This window comes from Aeromonas sp. 97A, from assembly GCF_051919185.1.
GTDB classification, from domain to species: domain Bacteria; phylum Pseudomonadota; class Gammaproteobacteria; order Enterobacterales; family Aeromonadaceae; genus Aeromonas; species Aeromonas veronii.
Window position 1 is genome coordinate 1,739,099 of the sequence record NZ_JBQBFF010000001.1, and the last position, 24,372, is coordinate 1,763,470.

Annotated in this window: 21 protein-coding genes and 1 riboswitch; of the genes, 17 read left to right on the top strand and 4 right to left on the bottom strand. The window is 59.1% G+C overall.

Going from position 1 to position 24,372, the window contains the following annotated elements:
* The first annotated feature begins 1 nt into the window (after window position 1).
* The 6 genes from ACTG27_RS07755 (at window position 2) to ACTG27_RS07780 (ending at window position 8,602) form a co-directional block, all read left to right on the top strand.
* A complete protein-coding gene (locus ACTG27_RS07755) occupies window positions 2–2,989 on the top strand; it encodes a YncE family protein (RefSeq protein ID WP_439979439.1) in 2,988 nt (995 codons plus the stop codon).
* On the top strand, window positions 2,989–3,828 hold the full coding sequence (locus ACTG27_RS07760; RefSeq protein WP_201992594.1) for an FTR1 family iron permease: 840 nt from the start codon (window positions 2,989–2,991) through the stop codon (window positions 3,826–3,828). Before ACTG27_RS07755 ends, ACTG27_RS07760 begins: the two co-directional genes overlap by 1 nt.
* A 100-nt stretch (window positions 3,829–3,928) precedes the next feature.
* Entirely contained in the window at window positions 3,929–5,353 is a 1,425-nt protein-coding gene (locus ACTG27_RS07765) for an NAD(P)/FAD-dependent oxidoreductase (RefSeq protein WP_439979440.1), read from the top strand.
* Window positions 5,354–5,387: 34 nt separating this feature from the next.
* Entirely contained in the window at window positions 5,388–5,948 is a 561-nt protein-coding gene (locus ACTG27_RS07770; RefSeq protein ID WP_206877152.1) for a hypothetical protein, read from the top strand.
* A 13-nt stretch (window positions 5,949–5,961) separates the two neighbouring features.
* Window positions 5,962–7,320 (top strand): hypothetical protein, encoded by a 1,359-nt coding sequence (locus tag ACTG27_RS07775; protein WP_439979441.1) that lies wholly within the window; start codon window positions 5,962–5,964, stop codon window positions 7,318–7,320.
* 70 nt (window positions 7,321–7,390) lie between these two features.
* Window positions 7,391–8,602 carry a Bcr/CflA family multidrug efflux MFS transporter gene (locus ACTG27_RS07780; protein ID WP_042055658.1) on the top strand — a complete coding sequence of 404 codons (1,212 nt, stop codon included), beginning with the start codon at window positions 7,391–7,393 and terminating at the stop codon, window positions 8,600–8,602.
* A 76-nt stretch (window positions 8,603–8,678) separates the two neighbouring features.
* Here ACTG27_RS07780 and nhaD read toward each other — a convergent pair whose 3' ends face one another.
* Both nhaD and ACTG27_RS07790 read right to left on the bottom strand, forming a co-directional pair.
* On the bottom strand, window positions 8,679–10,103 hold the full coding sequence (gene nhaD, locus ACTG27_RS07785) for a sodium:proton antiporter NhaD (protein WP_058060016.1): 1,425 nt from the start codon (window positions 10,101–10,103) through the stop codon (window positions 8,679–8,681).
* Between the two features lie 107 nt (window positions 10,104–10,210).
* The gene (locus ACTG27_RS07790; RefSeq protein ID WP_005333716.1) at window positions 10,211–10,678 is read right to left on the bottom strand and encodes a DUF4357 domain-containing protein; all 468 of its coding nucleotides are present in this window, start codon (window positions 10,676–10,678) and stop codon (window positions 10,211–10,213) included.
* Between the two features lie 197 nt (window positions 10,679–10,875).
* Here ACTG27_RS07790 and ACTG27_RS07795 point away from each other — a divergent pair, with 197 nt between their 5' ends.
* The 6 genes from ACTG27_RS07795 (at window position 10,876) to ACTG27_RS07820 (ending at window position 17,745) form a co-directional block, all read left to right on the top strand.
* On the top strand, window positions 10,876–11,556 hold the full coding sequence (locus tag ACTG27_RS07795) for an ABC transporter ATP-binding protein (RefSeq protein WP_439979442.1): 681 nt from the start codon (window positions 10,876–10,878) through the stop codon (window positions 11,554–11,556).
* 30 nt (window positions 11,557–11,586) lie between these two features.
* Window positions 11,587–14,010 carry an FtsX-like permease family protein gene (locus ACTG27_RS07800; RefSeq protein WP_439979443.1) on the top strand — a complete coding sequence of 808 codons (2,424 nt, stop codon included), beginning with the start codon at window positions 11,587–11,589 and terminating at the stop codon, window positions 14,008–14,010.
* Window positions 14,007–15,080 carry a lipocalin-like domain-containing protein gene (locus ACTG27_RS07805; RefSeq protein WP_439979444.1) on the top strand — a complete coding sequence of 358 codons (1,074 nt, stop codon included), beginning with the start codon at window positions 14,007–14,009 and terminating at the stop codon, window positions 15,078–15,080. Before ACTG27_RS07800 ends, ACTG27_RS07805 begins: the two co-directional genes overlap by 4 nt.
* A gap of 649 nt (window positions 15,081–15,729) precedes the next feature.
* A complete protein-coding gene (locus tag ACTG27_RS07810) occupies window positions 15,730–16,425 on the top strand; it encodes a hypothetical protein (RefSeq protein ID WP_335832523.1) in 696 nt (231 codons plus the stop codon).
* Window positions 16,425–16,976, top strand: a complete 552-nt coding sequence (locus ACTG27_RS07815; protein ID WP_439979445.1) for a hypothetical protein — start codon at window positions 16,425–16,427, stop codon at window positions 16,974–16,976. The genes ACTG27_RS07810 and ACTG27_RS07815 overlap by 1 nt, the downstream gene beginning before the upstream one ends.
* A 199-nt stretch (window positions 16,977–17,175) precedes the next feature.
* A complete protein-coding gene (locus ACTG27_RS07820; protein WP_335832525.1) occupies window positions 17,176–17,745 on the top strand; it encodes a hypothetical protein in 570 nt (189 codons plus the stop codon).
* 172 nt (window positions 17,746–17,917) lie between these two features.
* Here ACTG27_RS07820 and ACTG27_RS07825 read toward each other — a convergent pair whose 3' ends face one another.
* Window positions 17,918–18,694: an alpha/beta fold hydrolase gene (locus tag ACTG27_RS07825; protein WP_335832526.1), complete on the bottom strand. Its 777-nt coding sequence runs from the start codon at window positions 18,692–18,694 to the stop codon at window positions 17,918–17,920.
* Between the two features lie 118 nt (window positions 18,695–18,812).
* Between ACTG27_RS07825 and ACTG27_RS07830 the strand changes: the two genes are divergently transcribed.
* From ACTG27_RS07830 to ACTG27_RS07840, 3 genes are read left to right on the top strand one after another with little or no spacing between them, the layout of a single operon-like run.
* Window positions 18,813–19,196 (top strand): MmcQ/YjbR family DNA-binding protein, encoded by a 384-nt coding sequence (locus ACTG27_RS07830; RefSeq protein ID WP_335863568.1) that lies wholly within the window; start codon window positions 18,813–18,815, stop codon window positions 19,194–19,196.
* On the top strand, window positions 19,193–19,681 hold the full coding sequence (locus tag ACTG27_RS07835; RefSeq protein WP_439979446.1) for a GNAT family N-acetyltransferase: 489 nt from the start codon (window positions 19,193–19,195) through the stop codon (window positions 19,679–19,681). Before ACTG27_RS07830 ends, ACTG27_RS07835 begins: the two co-directional genes overlap by 4 nt.
* 57 nt (window positions 19,682–19,738) lie before the next feature.
* Window positions 19,739–20,074 carry a DUF3802 family protein gene (locus ACTG27_RS07840; protein ID WP_005333735.1) on the top strand — a complete coding sequence of 112 codons (336 nt, stop codon included), beginning with the start codon at window positions 19,739–19,741 and terminating at the stop codon, window positions 20,072–20,074.
* 261 nt (window positions 20,075–20,335) lie between these two features.
* Here ACTG27_RS07840 and msrA read toward each other — a convergent pair whose 3' ends face one another.
* Entirely contained in the window at window positions 20,336–20,968 is a 633-nt protein-coding gene (gene msrA, locus ACTG27_RS07845) for a peptide-methionine (S)-S-oxide reductase MsrA (RefSeq protein WP_005352745.1), read from the bottom strand.
* 268 nt (window positions 20,969–21,236) lie between these two features.
* Between msrA and argA the strand changes: the two genes are divergently transcribed.
* Window positions 21,237–22,565 (top strand): amino-acid N-acetyltransferase, encoded by a 1,329-nt coding sequence (gene argA / locus ACTG27_RS07850; protein ID WP_005345063.1) that lies wholly within the window; start codon window positions 21,237–21,239, stop codon window positions 22,563–22,565.
* 107 nt (window positions 22,566–22,672) lie between these two features.
* Window positions 22,673–22,896: riboswitch (Lysine riboswitch) on the top strand.
* Window positions 22,897–22,986: 90 nt separating this feature from the next.
* Entirely contained in the window at window positions 22,987–24,339 is a 1,353-nt protein-coding gene (lysC, locus tag ACTG27_RS07855; RefSeq protein WP_439979447.1) for a lysine-sensitive aspartokinase 3, read from the top strand.
* The last annotated feature ends 33 nt before the right edge of the window (window positions 24,340–24,372 follow it).

Below are 24,372 nucleotides of genomic sequence, written 5' to 3' on the forward strand. Positions count from 1 at the left end.
CATGTTGAAGTCTTCGTTCTCTGCATATTTGTCACCCCTGCTGGCCCTCCTACTGCTAGCCAGCCCCTTCGCGTTTGCCCAACAGATGGGCGCAGGGATGCTTGCCTATGAGGAGGGGCAAAGCCCGCGCCTCGTCACCGCCAACCTGAGTGCAGGTTCCGTCACCCTGCTTGAGCGCGATAGTGGTAAGCGCCTAAAAGAGGTGCAGCTGGGGGGCGATCTGCGCCAGCTTGCCCGCGCCGATGACGGTACCCTGCTGGTCACTGACTACAGCGGTGATCGCCTGCTGTTGCTGGATGATGATCTCGATCTGGAAAAGGCGATCCCCACCGGCCACCGCCCCTATGGGGTCATCTTCGATACCAAGAGGCAGTGGTTCTGGGTCACGCTGTTCGAATCAGCTCGTCTGCAGGCTTACGACAGCGCCGGCAACCTCCAGCTGGATGCAGAAACCGCCGAGACTCCCCGTGGACTAGCCCTGACCAACAACGATCGCCTGCTGCTGACCCACGCCATGACCGGCCAGCTCGCCATCTATGATCTCGCCAAGCTTGGCCACGGCGCCAAGGGTTCCTCGCTTCCCAAGCCCAAGCTCATTACCCTGGCCGAGACCCACAGCGACACGCCGAGCGACTCTCAGGGATTGCCGCGCCTGCTCGATGGCATCGCCCTCTCCCCCGATGGCAGCGAGGCCTGGCTGCCCCATGTGCTGTGGAGCTTCGAGCACCCCTTCCAGTTTCAGAGCACCGTCTTTCCGGCGGTCTCCATCATCGATCTCGATGAGGAGAAAGAGCGGGTCGATGAAAGAAAACAGCTCTTTTTGCAGATCAATCTGCCAAGCGTCGGCAACCGCAGCCAGATCGTCTCCAACCCGTTCGCGGCGCGCTTTGCCGCCGACGGCAAGCGGGTCTATCTGACCCTGGCGGGCTCGGAAGATCTGCTGGTGTTTGATCTCTCCCGCAGCGGCAAGTCCAACAACAACCGTCACCGCCGCAAGAAGTTTCAGGGGGGCGCCAAGGCGACCCAGCTCTTGCGTCACCTGCCGGGCCAGAATCCGCGGGATCTGCTGATCGATGGCGACCATATTCTGGTGCACAACGCCATGGGGCAGGATCTTACCCGCCTCAATAGCGGCGGCAGCGGCCCGTTTGCCCGAGTCACCGTCGATGTGCCCCACTTTGCCAGGCTGGTAGAGACGGATCCGCGCCCCGAGCCGCTTCAGCGCGGCGAGCGGCTGTTCAACCTTGGTAACACAGCGTCCAACTCACGCTTCCCCATGGCGGGGGACAACTGGATGAGCTGCAACTCCTGCCATCTGGACGGGTTCAACTTCACCAACCGCTATCTGATGGCGGCCCATCGCCAGAAGAGCGGCGACAACGCCATAAACGGCCACGCCAACCTCACCAACATGGTGGCGGGGGATTTTGTCGGCGAATACCTGCGCATGACCCAGCAGACCCAGGGCGGCATGGGGCACGACCCCCGCGATGGGGCCGAGGCAGTTGACCCCGCGAAGCCCCAGCCGGAAGTGAAAGCGATGATGGAAGATCTGCACGCCTTCGTCACCGCCGATGGCAACCTCCCCTATCTCGCCAACTGGCTGCGGCTCGATGCCCCGCGCACCGATCCCGCCAAGGCGCCGACCACTCACCCGAAAGAGTGGCTCAACTCCGCCTCCTGCCAGAACTGCCACCAACAGGCGTTCAAGGATTGGAGCGAGAGCAACCACCGGCTGATGGGCAACTCACACCCCTACTACAAGGTGGTGCAGGCGCTGGCCCGCGAAACCGAAGGGGAAGCGTTCGGCCAGTGGTGTCAGGGCTGCCACATGCCCCAGCAGGTGATGACCGGCCAGCTGGATCTGCCCAGGGGCTCCCACATGTTCGAGCAGGGTGGCGCCTCGCTGATTGCCGCCCACAAGGCGGGTGAACCTGTGGTTGAGGAAGGGACCGGCTGCGTGCTCTGCCATCGCATCACCAAGGTAGAAGATGCGGGCGGCAACAGCGCCTTTACCGTGAATCTGAAAGACCGCGAGAGCTATGTGTTCGAGGATGCCGCGGGCGGCAGCCTCCAGCATTGGCTGGCCGAGCGTCAGATCAACGCCCGTCCGGCGACCCACAAAGCCTCCTATCAGAAGGATTTCTACCGCGACGCGGCCCTGTGCAAGTCGTGCCACAACGAGTTTGCCCCCGGCACCGGTGCCAACATCGTCAACACCTGGGACGAGTGGGAAAAATCCAGCTTCGCGAACGCGGAGGATCCCACCAAGCGGCGCACCTGTATCGACTGCCATATGAACCCGGAGCCGGGCAATGGCGGTGCGCCGGTGGCGGGCCAGTCCACCGAAAACGGCACCATGAAAGCGCGGCTCTATCGCCACAACTTTACCGGCGCCCAGCACCAACTGGTGGGGCTGCGCAATCCTGAACTCGAGCAGGAAAGTCTGGCCCTGCTGCGCTCCAGCGCTACCCTCTCCGCCCGTATCGAACAGACTGCCGATAGTCAGCGGTTGGTGGTGCGGGTCGCCAATACCGGCGCGGGCCATGCCCTGCCCACCGGGGTGGCCGATTTTCGTGAACTCTGGCTGGAGCTGACCGTCACCGACGCCAGCGGCAAGCTGGTGCTTGCCAGCGGCCAACCGGTGGATGGTGCTGTCCCTGAGGATGCGCGACTGTTCAGAAAAGTATTCGGCGATGCCGAGGGCAAGCCGGTGGGGCTCAAGTTCTGGCGCTACGCCAAGCTCTTGGAAGATACCCGCATTCCGGCCGATGGCTGGCGCGATGAAGCCTGGCCGCTACCCGCAGATGCCCAAGGGCCCTTCAAGGCCGATATCAAACTCAATTTCCGCACCTACCCCAAGTGGGTCAATGATGCGGTGCGCGCCGCCGAGCCGAGCTTGCCGGAGCCACCCATAGTGCAGCTAAATCGGTTGCAACTTGCCTTGCAGCCTCTCCCCGTCACGCCCGCTACGGAGCCTCAATCCTGATGTTTGCAAGTTTTCTCATTACCCTGCGCGAGGGGCTGGAAGCCTTCCTGCTGGTCGGCATCTGCCTCTCCTACCTCGCCAAGCTGGGGGCGAGCCGCTACAACAAATTCATCTATCTGGGGGTGGGGCTCGGCCTTATCGCCTCCCTGATCGTCGCCTTCCTGTTCCAGGTGGTGGTGAGCCAGTTCGAGAGCGAGCGTTACAACCACCTCTTGATGGCGGGGATCCTCATCTTCGCCACTCTGGTGCTCACCTATATGGCGATCTGGATGCAAAAGCAGGCAAAATCCCAGGTGGGGGCCATGACAGCGCGCATCGATGCGGCCATCGATGGCGGCAACCTGTTTGGTCTGGTGCTGCTCGCCTTCCTCGCGGTGATGCGCGAAGGGTTTGAAACCGTGCTCTTCTTCTCCGCCCTGCTCTATTCGGGGCAAGGGGTGGATCTGCAATCGGGCCTGATGGGCGCGCTGGCGGGGCTGCTGGTCTCCATCGCGCTGGTGTGGGGGCTGCTGCGCTCCACCCGCAAGGTGGCGCTGGCCCCCTTCTTCCGCTGGACCGGCCTGCTTATCATCATCATCGCCGCAGGTCTGCTATCGTCTGCCGTCAACATGTTGCAGGCGGCAGATATCATCACCTTCTGGACCACGCCGGTGTTCGACATCAGCCACATTCTCGACGATCAGGGGGTATTTGGTACCTTCCTGCGCGCCCTGTTTGGCTACAATGCCTCACCCGCTGGCTTGCAGCTGCTGACCTGGGCCCTCTATCTGGCGATCTTCGTTACCCTCTGGCAGCGCAGCTATCGCCCGCAGGTGAGCGCCGCATCCAGCAAGGGCTGAGCCCGCACGCCCTGTAGCAACAAGGGCACGGGGTAACAACATCATTCGGGAGCCGCGCCTTGGCGCGGTTCCCTTATCTATCAAGCAGTTTCGGTAGGTCATGAGCGATAACAACAAGAAAAGCATTGCAGTGCTGGGCGCTGGCCCCGCCGGTTTGATGGCGGCCTGGCGCCTGCGCCGCGCCGGTTTTGCCGTCACCCTGTTCGAGCAGGAGCCGGTGGTCGGCGGCATGTGCGCCACCCAGACCTTCAAGGGACGCGATGGGGAGTATCGCTTCGACTACGGCGGCCACCGCTTTATCACCAAGAACCCCGAGCTGCTCGCCTTTATCGACGAGCTGATGGGGGACGACCTGCTCCACGCCGAGCGCAAGAGCGTGATCCGCTTTGGCGGGCGCACCTATGACTACCCATTGAACCTGCCCAACCTGCTCAAGACGGCGCCGCTCGCCCTGATGGCCGGTGCGGTGAAAGACTTGCTGCTGTTGCCCTTTAGCAAGAAGCCGGATGATTTTGCCAAGGCGAGCTTTGCCGAGTGGATCCAGAGCCACTTCGGCCGCACCCTCTATCGCCAGTTTTTCGAGGGCTACACCGGCAAGCTGTGGGGTATCAACCCGGACAAGCTCTCCGCCGACTGGGCCGGTCAGCGCATCAGCCTGATCGATTTGAAAGACGTGGCTCGCCGCCTGTTGCCAAGACGCAACGGCAGTATCTCGGTGCGCACCTATGCCCGCAAATACCGCTACCCCAAATATGGCTTCGGCCAGATCTTCACCACTCTGGGGGAGCGGCTGGTAGCCGAAGGCGTTGAGCTGAAAACTGGCGCTACCATCACCCGCCTTGAGCAGGCTGATGGCCGCATCGAACGGGTTTATTGGAAACAAGATGACGTTGAGCAGAGCGAGCGCTTTGATCAGGTGATCTCCACCCTGCCGCTGCCGCTCACCTGCCAGCATCTGGGCTTGCCGTGCGATCTGCACTACCGGTCGCTTCGCTTCGTCAATATGCCGCTTAAAACAGAGAACCTGTCGGACAACACCTGGCAGTACCTCTCCGATCCCCATATTCTGGCCACCCGCCTGCAGGAGCCGCGCCGCCGCAGCCCCTTTATGGCGCCACAGGGCCAGACCTCGGTGATGCTGGAGATCCCCTGCAATCCGGGGGATGCCACCTGGCAGGCGCCGCTGGCCGATCTGCGCGGTCGGGTCACCGCCGATCTCGCGAGCCTCGGTGTCGATACCGCCAAGCTTGGCGATGAAACTTTTGAAGCGCGTAGCGAATACGCCTATCCGCTGATGGATTTGGGCTATCAGGCCCGTCGTAACGAAGCGATCAAGGCGCTGATGCCCATCACAAACCTCATCATGACCGGCCGTCAGGGGACATTCCGCTACATCTTCACCGACACCGCCATGGAGATGGGGATGATGGCGGCCGACATGGTGATCGACGGGGTGGACCGACGCCACGCCATCTTTAACCATCGCAACGAAAATACCGTGATTGAAACCCAGAGCGTGGCCTGAGTGCCGCGCCACTGGCATAAGTAAGGAGAACAGGATGACCATCCGCCCGGGTTTACTCGCCCTTACCCTGCTGCTGACACTCAGCGGGCAGGCGCAAGCTTACTCCTACGCCGCCGCCGGCAAGGAGCCACTGATCGACGCCCGCGAGGCACTGCTGGGCGCCGCCACTGGCGGCAAGGATGCCAGCGCCACCTTGAGCGAGATTGCCGACGAACTGACCTATCTGGAGCAGCACCACAAGGTGGAGCTGCAAGGGCCGCTGGCCGCCGCCATCAAGGCCCAAGATGCCGCAGCAACCGCCGCCCTGCTCAACCGCGCCTACAAGGTGGAGATCGAGCGCCGCCTCGAAGGGGCCAGCCAGAATCTTGGCGACTACCAGACCGCCAAGGTGCTGGTGGTCAAGAGCAAGCGCTTCCTCGATCTGATCCTCCCATCACTCAGTGAAGGGGATCGCAAGGCAGCGGAACAGGCGCTGGCCAAGGTGCTGGATGCCATCGGTAACCCGGGGGTATTCGGGGTGGGCGCCAAGCCCGCTGATGCCGCCGCCTTTAGCGATGCAGAAAAAGCGCTGATGGCCGTGCTGGCGCCGCTTTGATGGCCTCTCATCGATGATGACAGCCCCCCTCATCCCCAACCCTTCTCCCGCAAGGGGAGAAGGGGGGCGTCACCACGGCCGATTACGCTTCGCTAATCGACCCTACTTACTGATCCTGCTGCAACTGGCCTGGCTCGGCTGGCTGCTGGCCTTCCCGGTGGCGCTCGATTCCGACGATGCCCTCAATTTCGCCCACGGGGTGACGCGCTTTAGCGTGCTGGAGTTCTCCCCCCACTTTCCGGGCTACCCCGCCTTTATCTGGCTGGCGCGGCTGATCAATCTGGCGGTAGACGATCCGGCCCGCGCGGTGCAGTGGGCCAGCCTCTTGGGTAGCAGTTTGCTGGCGCCGCTCGCCGCCTTGCTGGCGGTCAGATTGTGGCAACGGCCCAGCCTGCTCGCCCCCGTCTGGTTGCTGGTACTGGCACTGCCGCTCACCCCGACGCTGGCGCTCTCCGGCCTTTCGGACGGACCCGCGCTCGCCGCCTGGCTCGGAACGCTGCTGGCCTTGCAGCAGCGCAAGAGAGCGCTGGCGGGTCTGTTACTGGGCCTTATGCTGGCGCTGCGTCCCTCCTATTTTGTGCTGGCGTTGCTGCCCCTGTGGCTCGGGCTGGCGCAGAAGGAAACGCGCGTCAGGTTTGTGCTCCCCATCGTGCTGGTGGGGCTAGCCTGCCTGCTGTTTGTCTGGCAGGCCGATGGCTGGGCCTATTTCAGCGAGGGGCGGCGCTTTACCGATGGTCACTTTACCCTGTGGGGCAACACGGCGGCGGCCCACGGCGATCGGCTGCTTAGCTGGGCGAGCACCTTCAACGATCAGCTCACCCCGCTTTGGCCCTTGACTGTCGGGACACTGCTGGTACTGCCGCTTTGGCAAAGAGCAAAAAACCACACTGCCGCCCTCCCCCCGCTCTGGACGCTCTACTGGTTTGCCCTGCTGCTCTGGACCCTGTTTGGCCAGAACCCTGACAATCCCCGCCATCTGGCCCCCATCACCCTGCTCGGTATTGTGCTGCTGGCAGGCTGGCTGCCACGCCGTGGTGAGTGGGTGGTCGCAGTCGCCGGATTGCTGCTGCTCGGCGTGACCTTTACCCTGCCCCGTCCACCCGCCATGGTGCAGGCAGCAAGGCTCGCAGAGAAAAGCTGCCCGGCGCTGGTGACCCAGTGGGGAGTGAGATTGCTGCGGGAGACCACAGCTCTGCCGGTGACCGATGGCTGGTACAAGGGGGATGCGGCGCTGGCGCTCTCTCTGGGAGCCTGTCGCCTCAGTCGCCGCCCCATCGCCGCGAGCGAGATGCCCAGCGCGGTGCGCCAGCACTGGTTTGCCCCGCGCTTTGCCGCCGAGCCCGGACTCTGGCTCGCCATACCGGATCCATAGCCGCGACAAAACTGATAGACTGCTTTTTTCGCGCTTTTCAACCCGACGTTTCGCATCAACTGGACACCCTATGCCCCAATCGCCAACAGCTCAGGCTGCCGCCCTCTCCCCCCGTTTCCTGTTTATCCTGCTCGGTGCTCTCGCGGGTCTGACCCCGCTGGCTGTGGATATGTATCTGCCGGCCATTCCGGCCATCGCCCGGGATCTGGCCACCAGCATCGACGGTGCCCAGCTCACCATCAGCGCCTTTTTGGGCGGCTTTGCCATCGGCCAGCTCTTCTACGGCCCGCTGGCCGACAGCTATGGCCGCAAGCCGGTGATCCTGGCGGGGCTGGTGATGTTTGCCATCGCCTCGGTGGGCTGTGCCATGGCGGACTCCCTGCCTGAATTGCTGGCCTATCGGATGTTGCAGGCGGCGGGCGGCGCGGCGGGCTCTGTGGTGGTCAATGCCCTGCTGCGAGACCTGTTCGAGAAGGATGCGTTTTCCCGCGCCATGTCGTTCGTCATTCTGGTGATGACGCTCGCGCCGCTGGTAGCGCCGGTGGTGGGCGGCTATATCAGTGCCCACGCCGACTGGCGGGTGATCTTCTGGCTGCTGGTGGGGATCAGCCTGCTGATCTGTCTGGTGATGCAGTGGAAAATTCAGGAGACCCTGAAACCGGAACATCGCCAACCCCTAAATCTGGGCCAGATCCTCAAGAACTACTGGGGGGTGCTCTCCCATCGCGGCGCCATGGGTTATGTGCTGTGCGGCTCCCTCTCCAGCTCCGGCATGTTCGCCTTCTTAAGCGGCTCCCCTTACGTCTATATCGAGTATTTCAAGGTGCCGACCGAGCACTACGGCTGGCTGTTTGGCCTCAATATTCTGCTGATGATGGTGGTCACCTTCGTCAACAGCCGACTGGTGAAAGGGGTGGGCGCCGAGCGGATGCTGCAATACGGTCTGCTGGTGCTGCCCTGCGCGGGCGCTCTGCTGGTCTATAACGCCTGGAGCCAGACCGGCGGCCTGTGGGGCATCGTCATTCCGGTGGTATTGTTTGTCGGCCACATCAGTCTGGTGGGCGCCAACGCCATGACCGGCCTGATGGGCCACTTCCCGCAATCTGCGGGCACCGCCTCGGCACTGGCGGGCACCCTGCGCTTTGGCATCGGCGCCCTGGTCGGCATTCTGGTCAACCTCAATCCGCCCCACTCGCCGCTGCCCATGGCCATTGCCATCGCCTGCTGCGGCGTGGGCTCCACCCTGAGTTACTGGCTGCTGACCGGCAAGCGAGGCGATTGATCACCCGCCACCTGTCAGGGAAAACGAAAGAGGCTTCCGTCAACGGAAGCCTCTTTTCGTACTGGTGGTCAGACGTTCAGAACTGGGCACTGTTGAGCCAGAGGTGCGCCCCTATGCTCACCAGATAACCGAGCAAGATGGCCGGCAGCCACTTCAGGTGGCCAAAGAAGGTATACATGCCGTGGGCCTGTCCCATCAGGGCAACACCGGCCGCAGAGCCGATGGAGAGCAGGCTGCCGCCCACTCCGGCGGTCAGGGTCACCAGCAGCCACTGCCCCAGCGCCATATCCGGGTTCATCGACAACACGGCAAACATCACGGGAATGTTGTCGATGACAGAGGACAAGACCCCGATGAAGATATTGGCCATGGTGGGATCCCCAGCGTCATACAACCAGTGTGATACCAGCTCCAGATACCCCATAAAGCCCAGCCCACCGACACACATCACCACCCCGTAGAAAAAGAGCAGGGTATCCCACTCCGCCTTGGCCACCTTGTTGAACACGTCAAATGGCACCACAGAACCCAGACTGCGTAACCGCACCTCATCCCCATTGCGTTCATAGAGCGCACGCTTGCGGGCAAGGGATCGCGGCAGCGATTTGCGCAAATAGAAGCCGAAAAACTGCAGATAACCGAGCCCCAGCATCATGCCCAGTACGGGTGGCAGGTGGAGGAAACTGTGGCATAGCACCGCCGTGATGATAGTCAGCAAGAACAGCGCGACGATGCGACGGGCCCCCCGCTTGAGATCGACCACCTCGTTATCAGCCTCCGGCACATGACGCGGCACCATCAGGCTCATCAGGATGGCTGGCACCAGAAAATTGAGCAGAGAGGGAATAAGCAGGGTGAAGAACTGGCCAAATTGCACCTTGCCCGCCTGCCACACCATCAGGGTGGTGATATCGCCAAAGGGACTGAACGCCCCTCCGGCGTTGGCGGCGATCACTATGTTGATGCAGGCAAGATTGACAAAACGCCGATCACCGTTGGCCACCTTCAACACCACGGCGCACATCAAGAGCGCAGTGGTCAGGTTGTCTGCCACCGGCGAAATACAAAAAGCAAGCCCGCCGGTCAACCAGAACAGGGTGCGCAGGTGAAAGCCGGATCGCACCAGCCAGGCGCGCAGAGCATCGAACAGCCGCCGATCCTCCATGGCGTTGATATAGGTCATCGCCACCAGCAGGAACAGCATCAGCTCGGCATATTCCAGCAGGGTATGGCGAAATGCCTGCTCGGCGACAGGGCTCATCCCTTGCTGTGCATAGGCGATACCGATCAGGATCCAGATCACCCCGGCGGCCACCAGCACAGGTTTGGACTTGCGCAGTTGCAGATACTCTTCAGCCATCACCAGGGCGTAGGCCAACACAAACAATCCGACACAAAAAAGTCCGATTGAGGAGGATGTCAACAAAACAGGGCCACTACTGGCATGGGCGGGAGGGATAAACAGGGACAGCAGCAAAATAACAGGGGTGAGCGCAGACATGGTCTCTTCCTTTTAGAACCGTCTGGCAATGATGCTAGCACCTGGATGAAAAGAAAAATTCATCCAGGTCAATTAACGCTTAATTGGTTTGCTGTCGAAACGCGGGATTATTTCTTGCCGAAACCCGACTGCTTGAGGGTATAGCCTGCGCTGTTTTGCCAGGCATCCAGACCGCTGCGGTTATTGCCCGCCACCAGACTGGCGGCCAGACTCGGGCTGTTGAACAGCTGATCGGCGGTAAAGACAAAACCGCCCTGACTGCGGGGCACTATGACCCCCTTCTCCAGCAGCTCGTGACGCAGCTCGATCACCGCTTCACGCAAAGAGGCGGCATCCTCGCCATTGGCGGTGGAACCGGCCAGCACCATAAAGCCCGGATTTTGCCGCTTGCCCACCGGATAACCGTGGGCCTCGGCCCCCTTGCCGTTGAAGTGGTAGAGCTCGCGCTCCCCCGGCCGGTTGTCGGAGAGTGCCTTTTGCAGGGTCATCAGCTCGTTGTAGATCTCGATGGGGACGACGGCAGCCTGCTTGTTGCCCTTGCTATCGATGATAAAACTGACTTGCTTGTGTAACATCCTTGCTCATCCTGTGACCCATGGAAGCCCCTATTCTAACCACCTCGGGCAAGCGGGATCCAGCGAGGATCCACTGCTCTTTTGCCGCCTTGATCACTAACTGGCACTCTTGATCAACCGTAAGGGGTGTTGATCAATGCTGGCCGTGCTAGCGTACCAAGCATGATGAAAGCCATTGACCATCAAACGGTTATCCCATGCTGACCCTGCGCAACCTCTGCAAGAGCTTCGATAACGGCAGTGAACGACTGCCGCTGTTCCACCATCTCGATCTCGCCCTCCCTGCTGGCGAGATCACCCTGCTGCTGGGCCAAAGCGGCTGCGGCAAGTCCACCCTGCTCAATCTGATCGCCGGGCTGATTGCACCGGATGAAGGGGAGGTCTGGCTGGGGGAGACCCGGATCGACACCCGCTCCCCCGACGAGCGGGCGCGCCTGCGGGGTCGCCATTTCGGTATCGTCTATCAGGATTTGAACCTGCTGCCGACCCTCAACGTGGCCGAGAATCTGGTCCTGCCGCTCGCCATCAACGGTATGCCACCGGATGAGACAAGGATTGACCAGTTGCTGCATCGGCTCGATATGAGCCACAAGCGCCATGCCTGGCCGGAGCAGCTCTCCGGCGGTCAGCGACAGCGGGTGGCGCTGGCCCGCGCCCTCATCCATCAACCCAGTTGGCTGCTCGCCGACGAACCCACCGGCAGCCTCGATGAGCACAATGCCGAACAGGTGATGGCGTTGATGGTGGCGGCGGTGCGCGATACCGGCGCAGGCTTGCTGCTGGTGAGCCACAACCCCGCCTATGCCGAGCTGGCCGACAGGGTGCTGCGCCTCGAAGGGGGCCAACTTATCGAGCTCAAGGGGCCCCGTCATGACTAAACAGCGACTGCGCCTGCCGGAGTCACGCTGATGCTGCCACTTAAAGCGCTGCTGCGCCTCTATCGCAGCCACCCCTGGTTGCTGCTGATGAGTCTGGCCGGGCTGGTGTTGGGGGTGTCGCTGGTGGTGGCCATCGAGCTGCTCAATCACAGTGCCCGCACCAATTTTGTCGCCGCCCGCAGCCAGCTGGCAGGGGAAGCCAACTACCGGCTGGCCCCTGCTGGCGGGCTGGATGAGCAGCTTTACGTGCAACTGGTGACCAGCCAGCCCGCCTTGGATGCCATGCCCCAGCTCCATGGCTGGCTCAAAGATGATCAGGGCCGCAGCTTTCAGCTGGTGGGGATGGATCTCTTCAACCCCGGCCCGCTGCGCCAGCTGTTTGGCGCCACTCGGGAGAGCGAGCCCGCGTTCTCCTTAAACCGTGCCGACAGCATCTGGCTGGCGGCCCCCGAAGCGGAGCGCCTTGGCTGGCAAGCGGGCCAGAGCCGCCGCTTTGTATTGGGCGGCAGAGATGGTGCCCGAACCCTGACCCTGACGCTGGCAGGCACCTTTGAACCGGGCGCCGTGCCCATGGAGCGGCTGCTGATAACCGACATCGGCCTCGCCCAGCCCTTGCTGGGCAAAGCGGGTCGGCTCGATCGCATCGTCTTCAAGCTAAGCGAACCAGAGGCTCGCACCCTGCAGGCCACCCTGCAAACCGATTACCCGAACCAGCCCTTGTGGCTTGAGCCCATCAGCCCGGCGCTCGATGCCAGCCAGCTTGGCGATGCACTGGCCCTTAACCTGACGGCGCTCTCATTGCTCGCCATGGCGGTGGGCTTGTTTCTGGTGTTCAACGCCCAGCGATTTGTGCAGAGCGTGCGCCGCCCCCAGCTGGCCCAGTTGATCATTCTGGGGATGGGGCCGAGCCGGGTGCTCCGCTGGCTCATTCTGGAGCTGCTTATTCTTGCCACCATCGGCACCCTGCTCGGGGTGCTGCTCGGCAGCCTGTTGGCGCTGGCGCTGATGGGGCAACTGACCCAGGCGCTGGCCGATCTCTATGGGCCCAACCCCATCGATCTGCTTCGCCTCTCCCCTGTGAGCCTGCTCAAGGCGCTGTTGATCGGGCTGTTCGGCACGCTGGCCGCCAACCTGCCCGGCTGGTGGCAACTGCTGCGCCAATCCCCCCTCGAACTGCGTGCCGGCAGCAGCCGCCCCCCCGCTCACCCGTGGCGACGGCGCGTGCTGGCCATCGCCATCTTGCTGCTGTGCGCTCTGTGCCTTTGGCTGCCGCAAACGGGTCTGAGTGGCGCCCTCTTTATCGCCGGCGGCTGGCTGCTGGCCATGGCGCTCTGGCTGCCCGATGCCCTGCGCGGCCTGCTTGGCTGGTTGCGACGGCGCGCGGGCGGCCCCCTCACCGCCCGGCTCGGGGTGGCCGAGACCCTCTATCACCTCGATCGCACCGCCATCGCGGTGATGGCATTGCAGCTGGCCATCGCGGCGGCCATCGGCATCGGGGTCATGGTGTCGAGTTTTCGCTCCAGCGTGGAGATCTGGCTCGGCCAGCGTCTGGCCGCCGATCTCTATATCACCGCCCCCAAGGGGGTGGCGGGCAGCAAGGGCACCTTGAGCGATACAACCCTTAAGACCCTGCTCACCAACCCGCTGGTGAGCGCCGCCTCGCGCCGCTCGGTGCATCCTGCCCGCTGGCAGGGGCAACCCATCGAGTGGGCGCAGATGGACTTTATCCCCCAGCTTAAAGCGGCCTATCCGCTGCTGGCCGGACGCTGGCCGACCCGTCCTGACGAGGTGCTGGCGAGCGAGCCGCTGACGGTGCGCCTCGGGGTCAAGGTGGGCCAGACATTGGCGATCAGCGGCGAGCAGGGGCCAAGGCAGTTCACCGTCACCGGCGTCTATCAGGATTACGGCAACGACAAGGGGCAGATCCTGCATGCCTTCGAGGCGGGAGCGGTGCAATCCCTCGCCCTTTTTAGCAACGACCCCGAGCAGCTGGCCGACCGCCTGCGCGAGCGCTTTGGCGAGCAGCTCAATCTGCTCTCCGCCCCCGCCATTCACAGCGCGGCGCTCAAGGTGTTTGACCAGACCTTTGTGGTGACCGAGCTATTGAAACTGCTGATCCTTGGCATCGCCTTTGTCGGGATCGGCTCGGCCTTTATGGTACTGGGGCTGGCACGCCGTGGCGAGCTGCAGACCTTGCAGAGTCTGGGCTTGAGCCCCCGCCACTGCCGCCAGCTGCTGGTGTGGCAAGGGGCGGGATTGGGGCTGCTCACCGCCCTGCTGGCACTGCCGGTGGGGTATGGCCTCGCCTGGGTGCTGATCGAGGTGGTTAACCCCCGCGCCTTTGGCTGGCGCCTCGCCTTCGAGGCCGCCCCCCTTCATGCGGTCACCGCCCTGTTGCTAGCGCCGGTCTGTGGCGCATTGGCATCCTGGTATGCGGCAAGGAGAGTGGTATGAAACAGATCAAAGGATGGCCGCTGGCGCTGGGTATGCTCTGGACGCTCTATAGCGGGGCTATCGCTGCCAGCGATCTGGGCGCCCTGCTCGGCGGCGGCAGCGACAGCTTTAAAAAGGTGCTGCCGGGGCAAACCATCCAATTGCCGGAGGATCACGCTGCCCACCCCGATTACCGCTCCGAGTGGTGGTATCTCACCGGCAACCTCAAGGATGAACAGGGGCGCGAATATGGCATGCAGTGGACCCTGTTTCGCCAAGGGATTGAGCAAGATCTTCGCACCAGCAACCCCTGGCTCACTCCCCAGCTCTGGCTGGCCCAGTTTGCCATCACGGATCTCGACCGTGGCACCCACCAGCAAGATGAGCGGGCCAGTCGGCAGGGGCCGGGACTGGCAGGGGCCAGCGGCGGCCAATATTGGCTCAGGGAGTGGCGGCTTGCCTCGCAAGGGGCGGCACTCTTCCCCGCCACCCTCAAGGTGCAGAGCAAGATTGGCGAGCTAAACCTCACCGTCACTGCCGCCAAGCCGCGGGTGCTGCAAGGCAAGGCCGGTTACAGCGAGAAGAGCCCGGGCAACGCCTCCTTTTACTACTCCTACCCACGCCTGCAGCTGAGCGGCACCCTGACTCGCGATGGCGAGACCCGCACCGTCAGCGGACAAGGGTGGTTTGATCACGAGTGGAGCAGCTCGGTATTGGCCGAGTGGCAATCGGGCTGGGACTGGTTTTCGCTGCAACTGGCCGATGGCCGCGAGCTGATGCTGTTTCGCCTGCGCACCAAATCGGGACGCGCAGAGCCTGAGAACCGCTACGGTATTTTGATTGAGCGGGATGGCAGCAGCCGGGTGCTCGCCCCCGACGCGATTCGCCTTACCCCGGGCAACACCTGGCGCGGCCCCAAGGGGCAGAATTACCCCGTCGAGTGGCAGCTAAACGCCGCCGGAATGAGCCTCACCATCAAAGCCCGTCAGCCCAATCAGGCCATGACAGGTCGCTTTGACTACTGGGAGGGGGCTGTTACTGTCTCGGGGGATGCCAAGGGGGTCGGCTATCTGGAGATGACCGGCTACTGAGGGGTGGGGGTCACGCTGTTGGCCCTTTCTCCTTCTCTATCCAAATGCAAGGACAACGGCCTTAAAACCTGACCGCCTTCAAAAATCATTCAAATTCCACCGGTTAGATAAGGTTTCATTCACCAGAGTCAATTGGAATTTGGTATCATCCCGTTCCGGAACCTTTGCACGACTCAGGAATGCTTATGGATCGCCCCTACCTGCACCGGTTAGAAAGAGTACGCAAGGAGCTGTAAACCCAGTGCGGTAGCCATCCGGCCGTAGGGTTCCAATAAACGAAGCGCATTGCACTACTTCCCTCGCCATGCTTATTCAATTGCTGGGAATATTGTGCTGAAATTTCCAAATTCTCGATGGTTGTAGATATCGGGATGATCTATTCCTCATAGGGATGGATAAACAATGACTGGGCTATCGAAGTTGGTTTTGATATGGAAAATTACCAATCGGTAAACGTTGGGTTTCGCTACGCGCAACCTCAACCTCAACCTCAACCTACGATATTAGTAATTTGGTACGTAGGTTAGTACTGAGCTTGCGAAACCCAACATACGAGATATATTTTGTTGACATAAGCAATCAGATAAGATTACTGTGGATAGTTTCCACATATTGATTTTTCACACATTCACATGAGAGGGGTTATTTTATGAAATTATATGAAAATGTTGTTATTGGAAATTTCTTATATTGTTTAGGTCATTCGATTGGGATTTCTACACCTGAAAAAACCCAGCTCTCTGTAATTAGTTTGCTACAACAAACTCCCGCAGACAAAGAGTTGGGGGATATGCTATTAGAGTTTCCTGGTGTGGTTAGATTAATTGAATTCAAAAATGGCGCTAGCAATTTAAAGAAAGAAAAAAAGAGGTGTGATCAATTAACTGTAGCTATAGGTAAAAATGATAAAATTAAAGAAATATCAAGAGAGATTCATTGGTATGTTGAAACGAATCCGTTCAAAGAAATTTGTTTAAACAACATTAAGCCATACTTAGATGCTTTTTCCGAAACTGCATCCATGCATACTATTGAGTCCCTTATCACTGACATAGCCAGCTCAGTCATAAATCCCAATTTAACTATATCTTCAAACGAGCTTAAGGCTTACTTAGCGTTAGTTTCAAAATGTCAAGGTTCAGGGAATGTAGGTACTGGTGGGTTGGTTGTATCTGTAAGTAAACAGGGAATAAGATATGTTCAACTTTCAGATATCATGGAACTCAGACTTCAGCATAAGGACTACGTTATGAAAGTTGAAAAAGAGTACACCTCGATTATGGAAAAAAAACTACAACGTGAATACAAGCAAGAAGAAATTTTAAATAACGGGATGAAATTTTGATGGATAAGTTTAATCTTCTTGTTGATTCAACTTTTAATCTTTTAGAAGCAAGCAAAACAAATCAGGATAGCGTCGACAAAACAATAAAAAAACTGGATCAAAACATCCAACTTCTTGATGATAACATCAAGTATCTTGATAAGAAAATTGCAATTACAGTTAAAAACCATAGTGAAAAATATGCAGAAATAATCTCCAAAGAAGTTATTTCAAAACTAGCTGCGGCAAATGAATCCGCAGAAAAGGCAGCCCAGAAATACGAAAGCGCAGCAAAATTCTCAGTTTTAAAATTAGGTTCCATGTTCTTTTTATTCTTTTTATTGTCAGGAGCTCTTTTATGGCTGTTCTTTATAAAAGAGATCCCAACAATTAGCGAAGTTAATTTTTTAAAGGAAGAAAAGACTTTTTTAGAGAAAGAAATATATCGTTTGAAAGAATATGGAGATTTATCATCATGTGGTGATGAAAAAAAACCGTGCATTAAAGTTGATCTTTCAACTAAATATGGTGGAGACGACAATCCTTATTATATAATTTTGCCAAAAGAATAATACAACGTGTAACAACATTAGTAGATTGGCCTAAATTTATTAAGCTCAATGCATACCACATATTTTATGTGTCATTGATATATGGCGCATTGACAAAATGCTCGCCGAGAACAATATATTATTCTTTTAGCTCGGAAAATTAAACGTTGGGCTTTGGCCGCTTAAATTGTAATTTTTCATACACAACAAACGAGATACTATGAATTTTGAAACACTCAAATCTGTACCACCAGAAGCATGGGCTGGTTTTGCTGGCGTTCTAATCGGTGCAATACTTAGTATATTTGGTACTTGGCTTTCAAATAAGGCATCACTAAAGCAATTAACAATTCAGCTTCAATTTAATCAAGAGAGAATGAATAGCGAGTTAAATAGAAATAGACTGGAGGAACTCTATACCGGCATCAATGAATGGGCTAACGTTATTACTGGTCACTATTTAACTCTAATGATGGTTATGGATGGGAAATTAACGTACAACCAATATTTAGACAAAACTATAAAAGACGATAAAACAAGAAGCTATGATTTCGGAAGATTAGAAATGATCATTAAAGTCTACGGTTCAGCATTTGAAGATATTTATGAGGAAGTTTTAGCTGCAAGAACATCGTTGAATTCAATTGGAAGCAATTTCAAAAAAAGTTTCACTTCTGGTGAACCTGCTGCTTCATCTTTTGTCAAACCGTATATAGCTTCACAAAAAATTTTTGAATCAAAGACTAAAAAACTATTGGACAAAATTGCTGCTTGCGCAAAAAATGCATAAGGACTTGGTATAAGGCTGCTATGCAGCCCTCACAAGTTAGCAGTTAGAAGACTAGAGCTGTAGATTTGGCTTATACCGCGAACTTTACGGCCATGAATATATTGCGTATCGATAGAAGCATGCGACCTCATCCTTGTTCCCTCACAAACGTTGGGCTTCGCTTTGCTCAGCCCTACCTACCTTGCAAAAACGCCAACGACTGCCGATTAAAGTGCTCCGGCTGCTCCACATTGCAGACATGACCGCAGTTTTCGATGATCTCGAGCTGGCTGTAAGGATCGCGGGCCACCTGTTCGCGCACTGGCGCCAGAAACATATGATCCTCCTCCCCCATCACATAGAGGGTGGGTATGGGCAGGGAGCGTTCGCGGAAGTAACGCATCAGCGGGTTAACCTCGGTGGCGAGGCGGAACCAGCGTTTGAACTCTTTCTGGCAGAGCTTGCGGGCCTCGCGCACAAAGAGGTTGCGCGACTCCTGATGGTGCTGGCGCGGCATGATGATGAAGGCAAACAGCCGGTAGAGCCACATATAGGGCAGGAAGTGCTGGCCGAGTCGGCCCAATTGCACCAGCACCCGCGAGCGGATATCGAGCCGCAGGATGGCGCCGCCCAGTACCATGCTCTTGACCCGCTCCGGGCAGAGCTCGGCCAGATGGCGAATAAGGATGGTGCCAAGGGAGATGCCGACAAAGTGGGCGCGGCGGATGTCGAGATGATCGAGCAGCCGAACGATATCTTCGGTCACTTCCCGAAAGCTGTAGTGGCCCTTGACCACCTGTTGCAGCTGGTGGGACTGGCCGTGGCCGCGCAAGTCCAGCAGCAGCACGTTGAAGTGTTCGCGATAGGCGCGCAGCTGCTTGAACCAGATGGAGGAGCTGCCACCGGCGCCGTGGACAAACACCACCCAATCCCGCTCGGGACCCAGTTCGAAAGTCTTGTGATACAACATCCAATAGGCTCCCTTGGTGATGGGGGGTATACTCGGCTGCGCGCATATTAACAGAACAGGCCCGCCGATAGATATGCGCCTGACATGACCCGGATCACCCCTTGCGCGAGAACTTTCCATGGATTTGACCCGTTTGCGCCACTTTCTGCTGACCCTGCCGGGCGCCACCGAAGATACCCCGTTTGGCCCGGAGATCCTGGTCTACCGCATCGCGGGCAAGATGTTCGCGCTGGTGGATTGGCAGGCCGAGCCGCTTACCATCAACCTCAAATGCGAGCCAGAGCTGGCGCTGCTGCTGCGCGAGATCCACCCCGAGGTCAAACCGGGCTGGCATATGAACAAACAACACTGGAACACAGTGACCCTGAACAGCACCTTGCCAGATGATCTGTGGCAAGGCTGGGTGCACCACTCCTATGAGCGGGTTGTCGCGGGTCTGCCCAAAGCCAAACGGCCACAGGCGCCGCGCCCCCTCGACCCCACTGACGACCCAACCTTATGACCCCAGCACTTAGTCCAGCACTTTGCATTGTCCCCCTTGGTGAGGCACATATCCCCGCTCTCGTAACCCTGTTTGATCAGGCGGTGCGACGCAGCGGCCCCGAGCACTACAGCGCCGAGCAGGTTGAGCAGTGGGCCCTCGGTTCACAACATCCGGGCTTTGTCAGCCAGCTGCGCGAGCACCACGGCTGGGTGGCGGAGCAGGCAAATGTGCCCCTCGGGTTTGTCACTCTGAGCCCCGATGGCCACCTCAGCCTGCTCTATGTCAGCGCCGACCATCAGCGCCAGGGACTGGGCAATCTGCTGCTCACCACGGCGCTCGCGGGGGCCCGAGGGCTCGGTATGACACTCATCACCACCGAGGCCAGCGCCTTCAGTTATGAGCTATTTTTACGACATGGCTTTACGTTGACCGGGCTGGAGTGCGTGGAGCGGGGCGGAGTCAGTTTTACTCGCCATCGCCTGCACTGCTGCTTGCCAAGCTAGGGCAAGCCACTAAAATACGCTTAATTTTCGTATTGTTACTGTATTGAGGCAGCAACCATGGTGGTAGAAAGTGAAGGCTATATCTCGCTGATCGAGTATCTGGTGGAGAGTTTGGGATTGTTTGAATCCCAGCAGCAGAACGATGGTGAAGAGACCATCGAAGATCTGGTCAGTGGCCGTGTTGCCAGCAACCTGATGGCCATTTGCGAGCAAAACCCCCAGCTCGATCCCAAGGTGCGTTTCGCCATCATGCAGGAGGCCGACGCCGTGGTCGCCGATCTGGAAGAGGTACTCTCCGCCGTCTGGCTGCGCGCCCCGACCCCAGAACAGAAAACCTTCCTCATCGAGTTTATCGATCTCATCAAGAACCTGTTCGACAGCGCCATCGGCTGATCTGCCGTCCGGTTTTCCCGCCCAACGCAAGATTTCAGAACAGCAGATAAGGAAAAGGGCCGCCTTGGTGGGCAGCCCTGCTTGCTATCATTTTCAACCCGCCAGTGCGTTCATTCATCAGGCGGTTATCAAGGCAAGAAATGTGTCTGGACTTTGCATCCGATCCCTGGACGCTACCTAGTTAGTCCCGACTGGTCGCAATAAGTTCCCTCCTCCGACCATTTATTTTCACTTTTATTAAGAAATCGACTACAAACCTGTTCAGCGGTTCAGGCTGGGCGGCAAACAGACTCCAATGCCACCCAATCCGCAGTAACCATCCGGGTTTTTCTCCAGATATTGCTGATGGTAATCCTCGGCGTAATAGAAGGGTGCCAGCGGCAGAATGCGGGTGGTGATGGCACGACTGTCGCCGCTTGCCGCCATCGCCTGCTGATAGGCCGCCATGCTCTGCTGGGCAATGATCTGCTGGCTCTCGTCGCCATAGAAGATCACCGAGCGGTACTGGGTGCCAATGTCCCCGCCCTGACGCATCCCCTGCGCCGGATCGTGCTGCTCCCAGAACAGTCTGAGCAGGTCGCCGTAGCTGATCACCGCCGGGTCAAACACCACCTGCACCGTCTCGGCATGGCCGGTCAGGCCGCTGCACACCTCTTTGTAGGTGGGATTCTGGGTCACGCCGCCCTGATAACCTGCCGCGGTGGAGTAGACGCCAGGTTGCTGCCAGAACAGGCGCTCCACGCCCCAGAAACAGCCCATGCCAAACCAGGCGATCTCCATGTTCTCGGGCCAGGGACCCTGGGTCGGGTTGCCATTCACCGCATGCTGCTGACCAATCACCATCGCTTCGCGTCGTCCCGGCAGGGCATCTGCCGGTGAAATAATCTGTTCCATGAATTCTGTCCTTGTATAAAACCCTGTGAAATCACACAGCTGACGAAAAGGAGCATCGAAGATAGCAGTTTATCGCGCCGGATCAACCGGCGGGCCCCTCCCCGCTCGCCCCAACGGCCATCTGCGCTTCCAACCATCCTTTCCCAATCCGCACGGCCAAGCCGCCCCTCGTAGACCAGAAACTGCCAAAATCAATATTTAGTCTTGATTTGTGAATTAATTTTCATATATTGAGCCAATCGCTGTTTTTTTATGGAAGAAATATCAAGTGCGTGAACGCGAACCCAGTCTGGTCAATGCCTTCCGGCAATCCACCCCCTATGTCAATGTGCATCGGGGTGCCACCTTTGTGCTGATGATGGGGGGAGAAGCCATCTGCCACCCCAACTTCGCCAATATCGTCAGCGATATCGCCCTGCTGCAGACACTGGGCATACGCCTGGTGCTGGTGTTTGGTTCACGTCCGCAAAACGATGAAGCGCTGGCCCGCGCCGGTATCGAGGCCCAGTATCACAAGCGGATCCGGGTCACCGATGACGAGAGTTTCACCATCATCAAACAGGTGTGTGGCGGCCTGCAATACGACATCACCGCCCAGCTCTCCATGGGGCTCGCCAACACCCCCATGCAGGGAGCGCGGATCAGCGTGGTGAGCGGTAACTTCGTCACTGCCCAGCCGCTGGGGGTGGATGATGGCATCGACTTTTGCCATAGCGGCCGGGTGCGCCGCATCGACGTGGAGGGGATCACCCGCCAGCTCGACCAGAAGAGTCTGGTGCTCATCTCCCCCATCGGCTGCTCGGTCACCGGCGAGAGCTTTAACCTGAGCTCGGAAGAGGTGGCCCGCCGGGTGGCGGTCGACCTCAAGGCAGACAAGCTTATCTGTTTCAGCAGCACCCAGGGGGTAATGGACAGACGCGGCGAAGCCATCTCCGAGCTCTTCCCCGAGCAGGCCGAAGAGCTGCTGGTGGAGCTGGAGCAGGCTGGCGAAGAGATGTCCGGCACCGCCCGCTACCTGCGTGCGGCCATTGCCTCTTGCCGTGGCGGCGTGCCCCGCTCCCATCTGGTGAGCTATCAGGATGATGGCGCCATGCTGCAGGAGCTGTTCAGCCGCGACGGCCTCGGCACCCAGATCGTGCGGGAAAGTGCCGAGCAGGCCCGCGCCGCCACCATCGAGGATATCGGCGGCATTCTGGATCTCATTCGCCCGCTGGAGGAGGAAGGCATTCTGGTGCGCCGCTCCCGCGAGCAGCTGGAGATGGAGATCGACAAGTTCACCATCATCGAGCGCGATGGTCTCATCATCGGCTGCGCGGCCCTCTACTGCTTTATGGAAGAGGCGATGGCGGAGATGGCCTGCGTCGCCATCCACCCCGACTATCGCAACTCCAACCGGGGGGATCAGCTGGTGGCCAAGGTGGCCGAGCGGGCCAAGCGGCTTGGCATTCGCCGCCTGTTCGTGCTCACCACCCGCTCCATCCACTGGTTCCGGGAGCGGGGCTTCGATCCGCTGGAAGTGGAAGATCTGCCGGTGGCGCGTCAGCGTCTCTACAACTGGCAGCGCCGTTCCAAGGTTTTGTCAAAGACCATTGCCTAAGTCATTGATCCTGCGTTGAGTTAGCTGACAATTTGAACTTTTTCACAAACTCGATTGACAGTGCAATCCAACGCAGGGTATTTCTAAATGCACTCCACCGCCCTGGTGGAGCCAGAAGAGGAGCGCTGCCCAGGCAGCCCAAGGGAGGACGCCAGCGTCCGGTGAACTTGGGTCAGGGGGAGCAGCGCCGAGACGAGTGAGGAGACTGGTAACCTCAACGTCGGCTGCGGGGGCTGAATCCCCCGGGTTGTCATCGGTAGTGATCATCCCCCACCGCGCCCTGTCAGGGGCGGTACGGGATGGGCTCTTCAGGTGGAGTGCTTCTGGCCGGGATAGCTTCGTTCATTCCTGCCATTTTCAGCCTCCTCCTCTCTTTTTTGCCCGATGGAACCGGAATCTTAAAATAAGACAGGAGTAAGCAATGAGCCCGATCAATGTCGCCAAGTTTGGCGGAACCAGTGTCGCCAACTTCCCGGCCATGAATCACTGCGCCGATATCGTGCTGGCCAATCCCGCCACCCGGGTGGTGGTGCTGAGCGCCAGCGCCGGTGTCACCAACCTGCTGGTCGCTCTGGCACAAGGGGAGCTGGACGAAGCGGGCCGCGACGAGCAGCTGGCCAAACTGGCCGGGATCCAGCAGGCCATTCTGGCCGATCTCGACAACCCCGTTGATGTGAGCGCCCTCATTCATGGCCAGCTGGACGAAATTCGCCTCATGGCCCAGCAAGCCCACCAGCATACCGATGCGGAGCTGGCCGATCGCCTCATCGCCTGCGGCGAGCTGATGTCTACCCGCCTCTTTACCGAACTGCTGCGCCAGCGCGGCGTCAAGGCCCACTGGCAGGATGTGCGCCAGCTGATGCGCACCGACAGCCGCTTTGGCAAGGCCACCGTCGATCTGGCCACTACCCGTACCCTCTGCCAGCAGACGCTGGGCCCGCAGCTTGGCGACAGTCTCATCATCACCCAGGGCTTTATCGGTGCTGATGGCGATGGCCGCACCACCACGCTGGGGCGCGGCGGCTCTGACTACAGCGCAGCCCTGCTCGCCGAAGCGCTCGATGCCGCCAGTATCGAGATCTGGACCGATGTGCCCGGCATCTACACCACGGATCCGCGCCTCGTCACCCGCGCCCGCCCCATTCCCGAAATCAGCTTTGTCGAGGCGGCCGAGATGGCCACCTTCGGCGCCAAGGTGCTGCACCCCGCCACATTGCAACCGGCGGTGCGCCAGAATATTCCGGTGTTTGTCGGCTCCGCCAAGGATCCGGCCGCCGGTGGTACCTGGATCCGCGCCAGCACAGATTCAAGCCCGCTGTTTCGCGCCGTCGCCCTGCGCCGCCATCAGGTGCTGGTGACCCTGCACAGCCTCAACATGTTCCACGCCTACGGCTTTTTGGCCGAAGTGTTCGGCATTCTGGCCCGTCACCGTATCTCGGTCGATCTCATCACCACGTCGGAGGTGAGCGTGTCACTGACGCTGGATCACACCGGCAGCCAGAGTAACGGCGAACCGATCATGAGCGACAAGGTACTGGCCGAGCTGGGCCAGCTTTGCAAGGTGGAGGTGGAAACCGGTCTGGCACTGGTGGCGCTCATCGGCAACCGGATGAGCGAAGTGAACGGCGTGGGCAGTCAGGTCTTTGACGCCCTGCGCGAGCACAACATCCGGATGATCTGCTACGGCGCCAGCGCCCACAACCTCTGCTTCCTGGTCAAGGAGAGCGAGGCGGGCAATATCGTCAATCGCCTCCATCAGGAGTTGCTGGACTGACCCTCACCGCTAGGCAATTTCGAACACGCAACA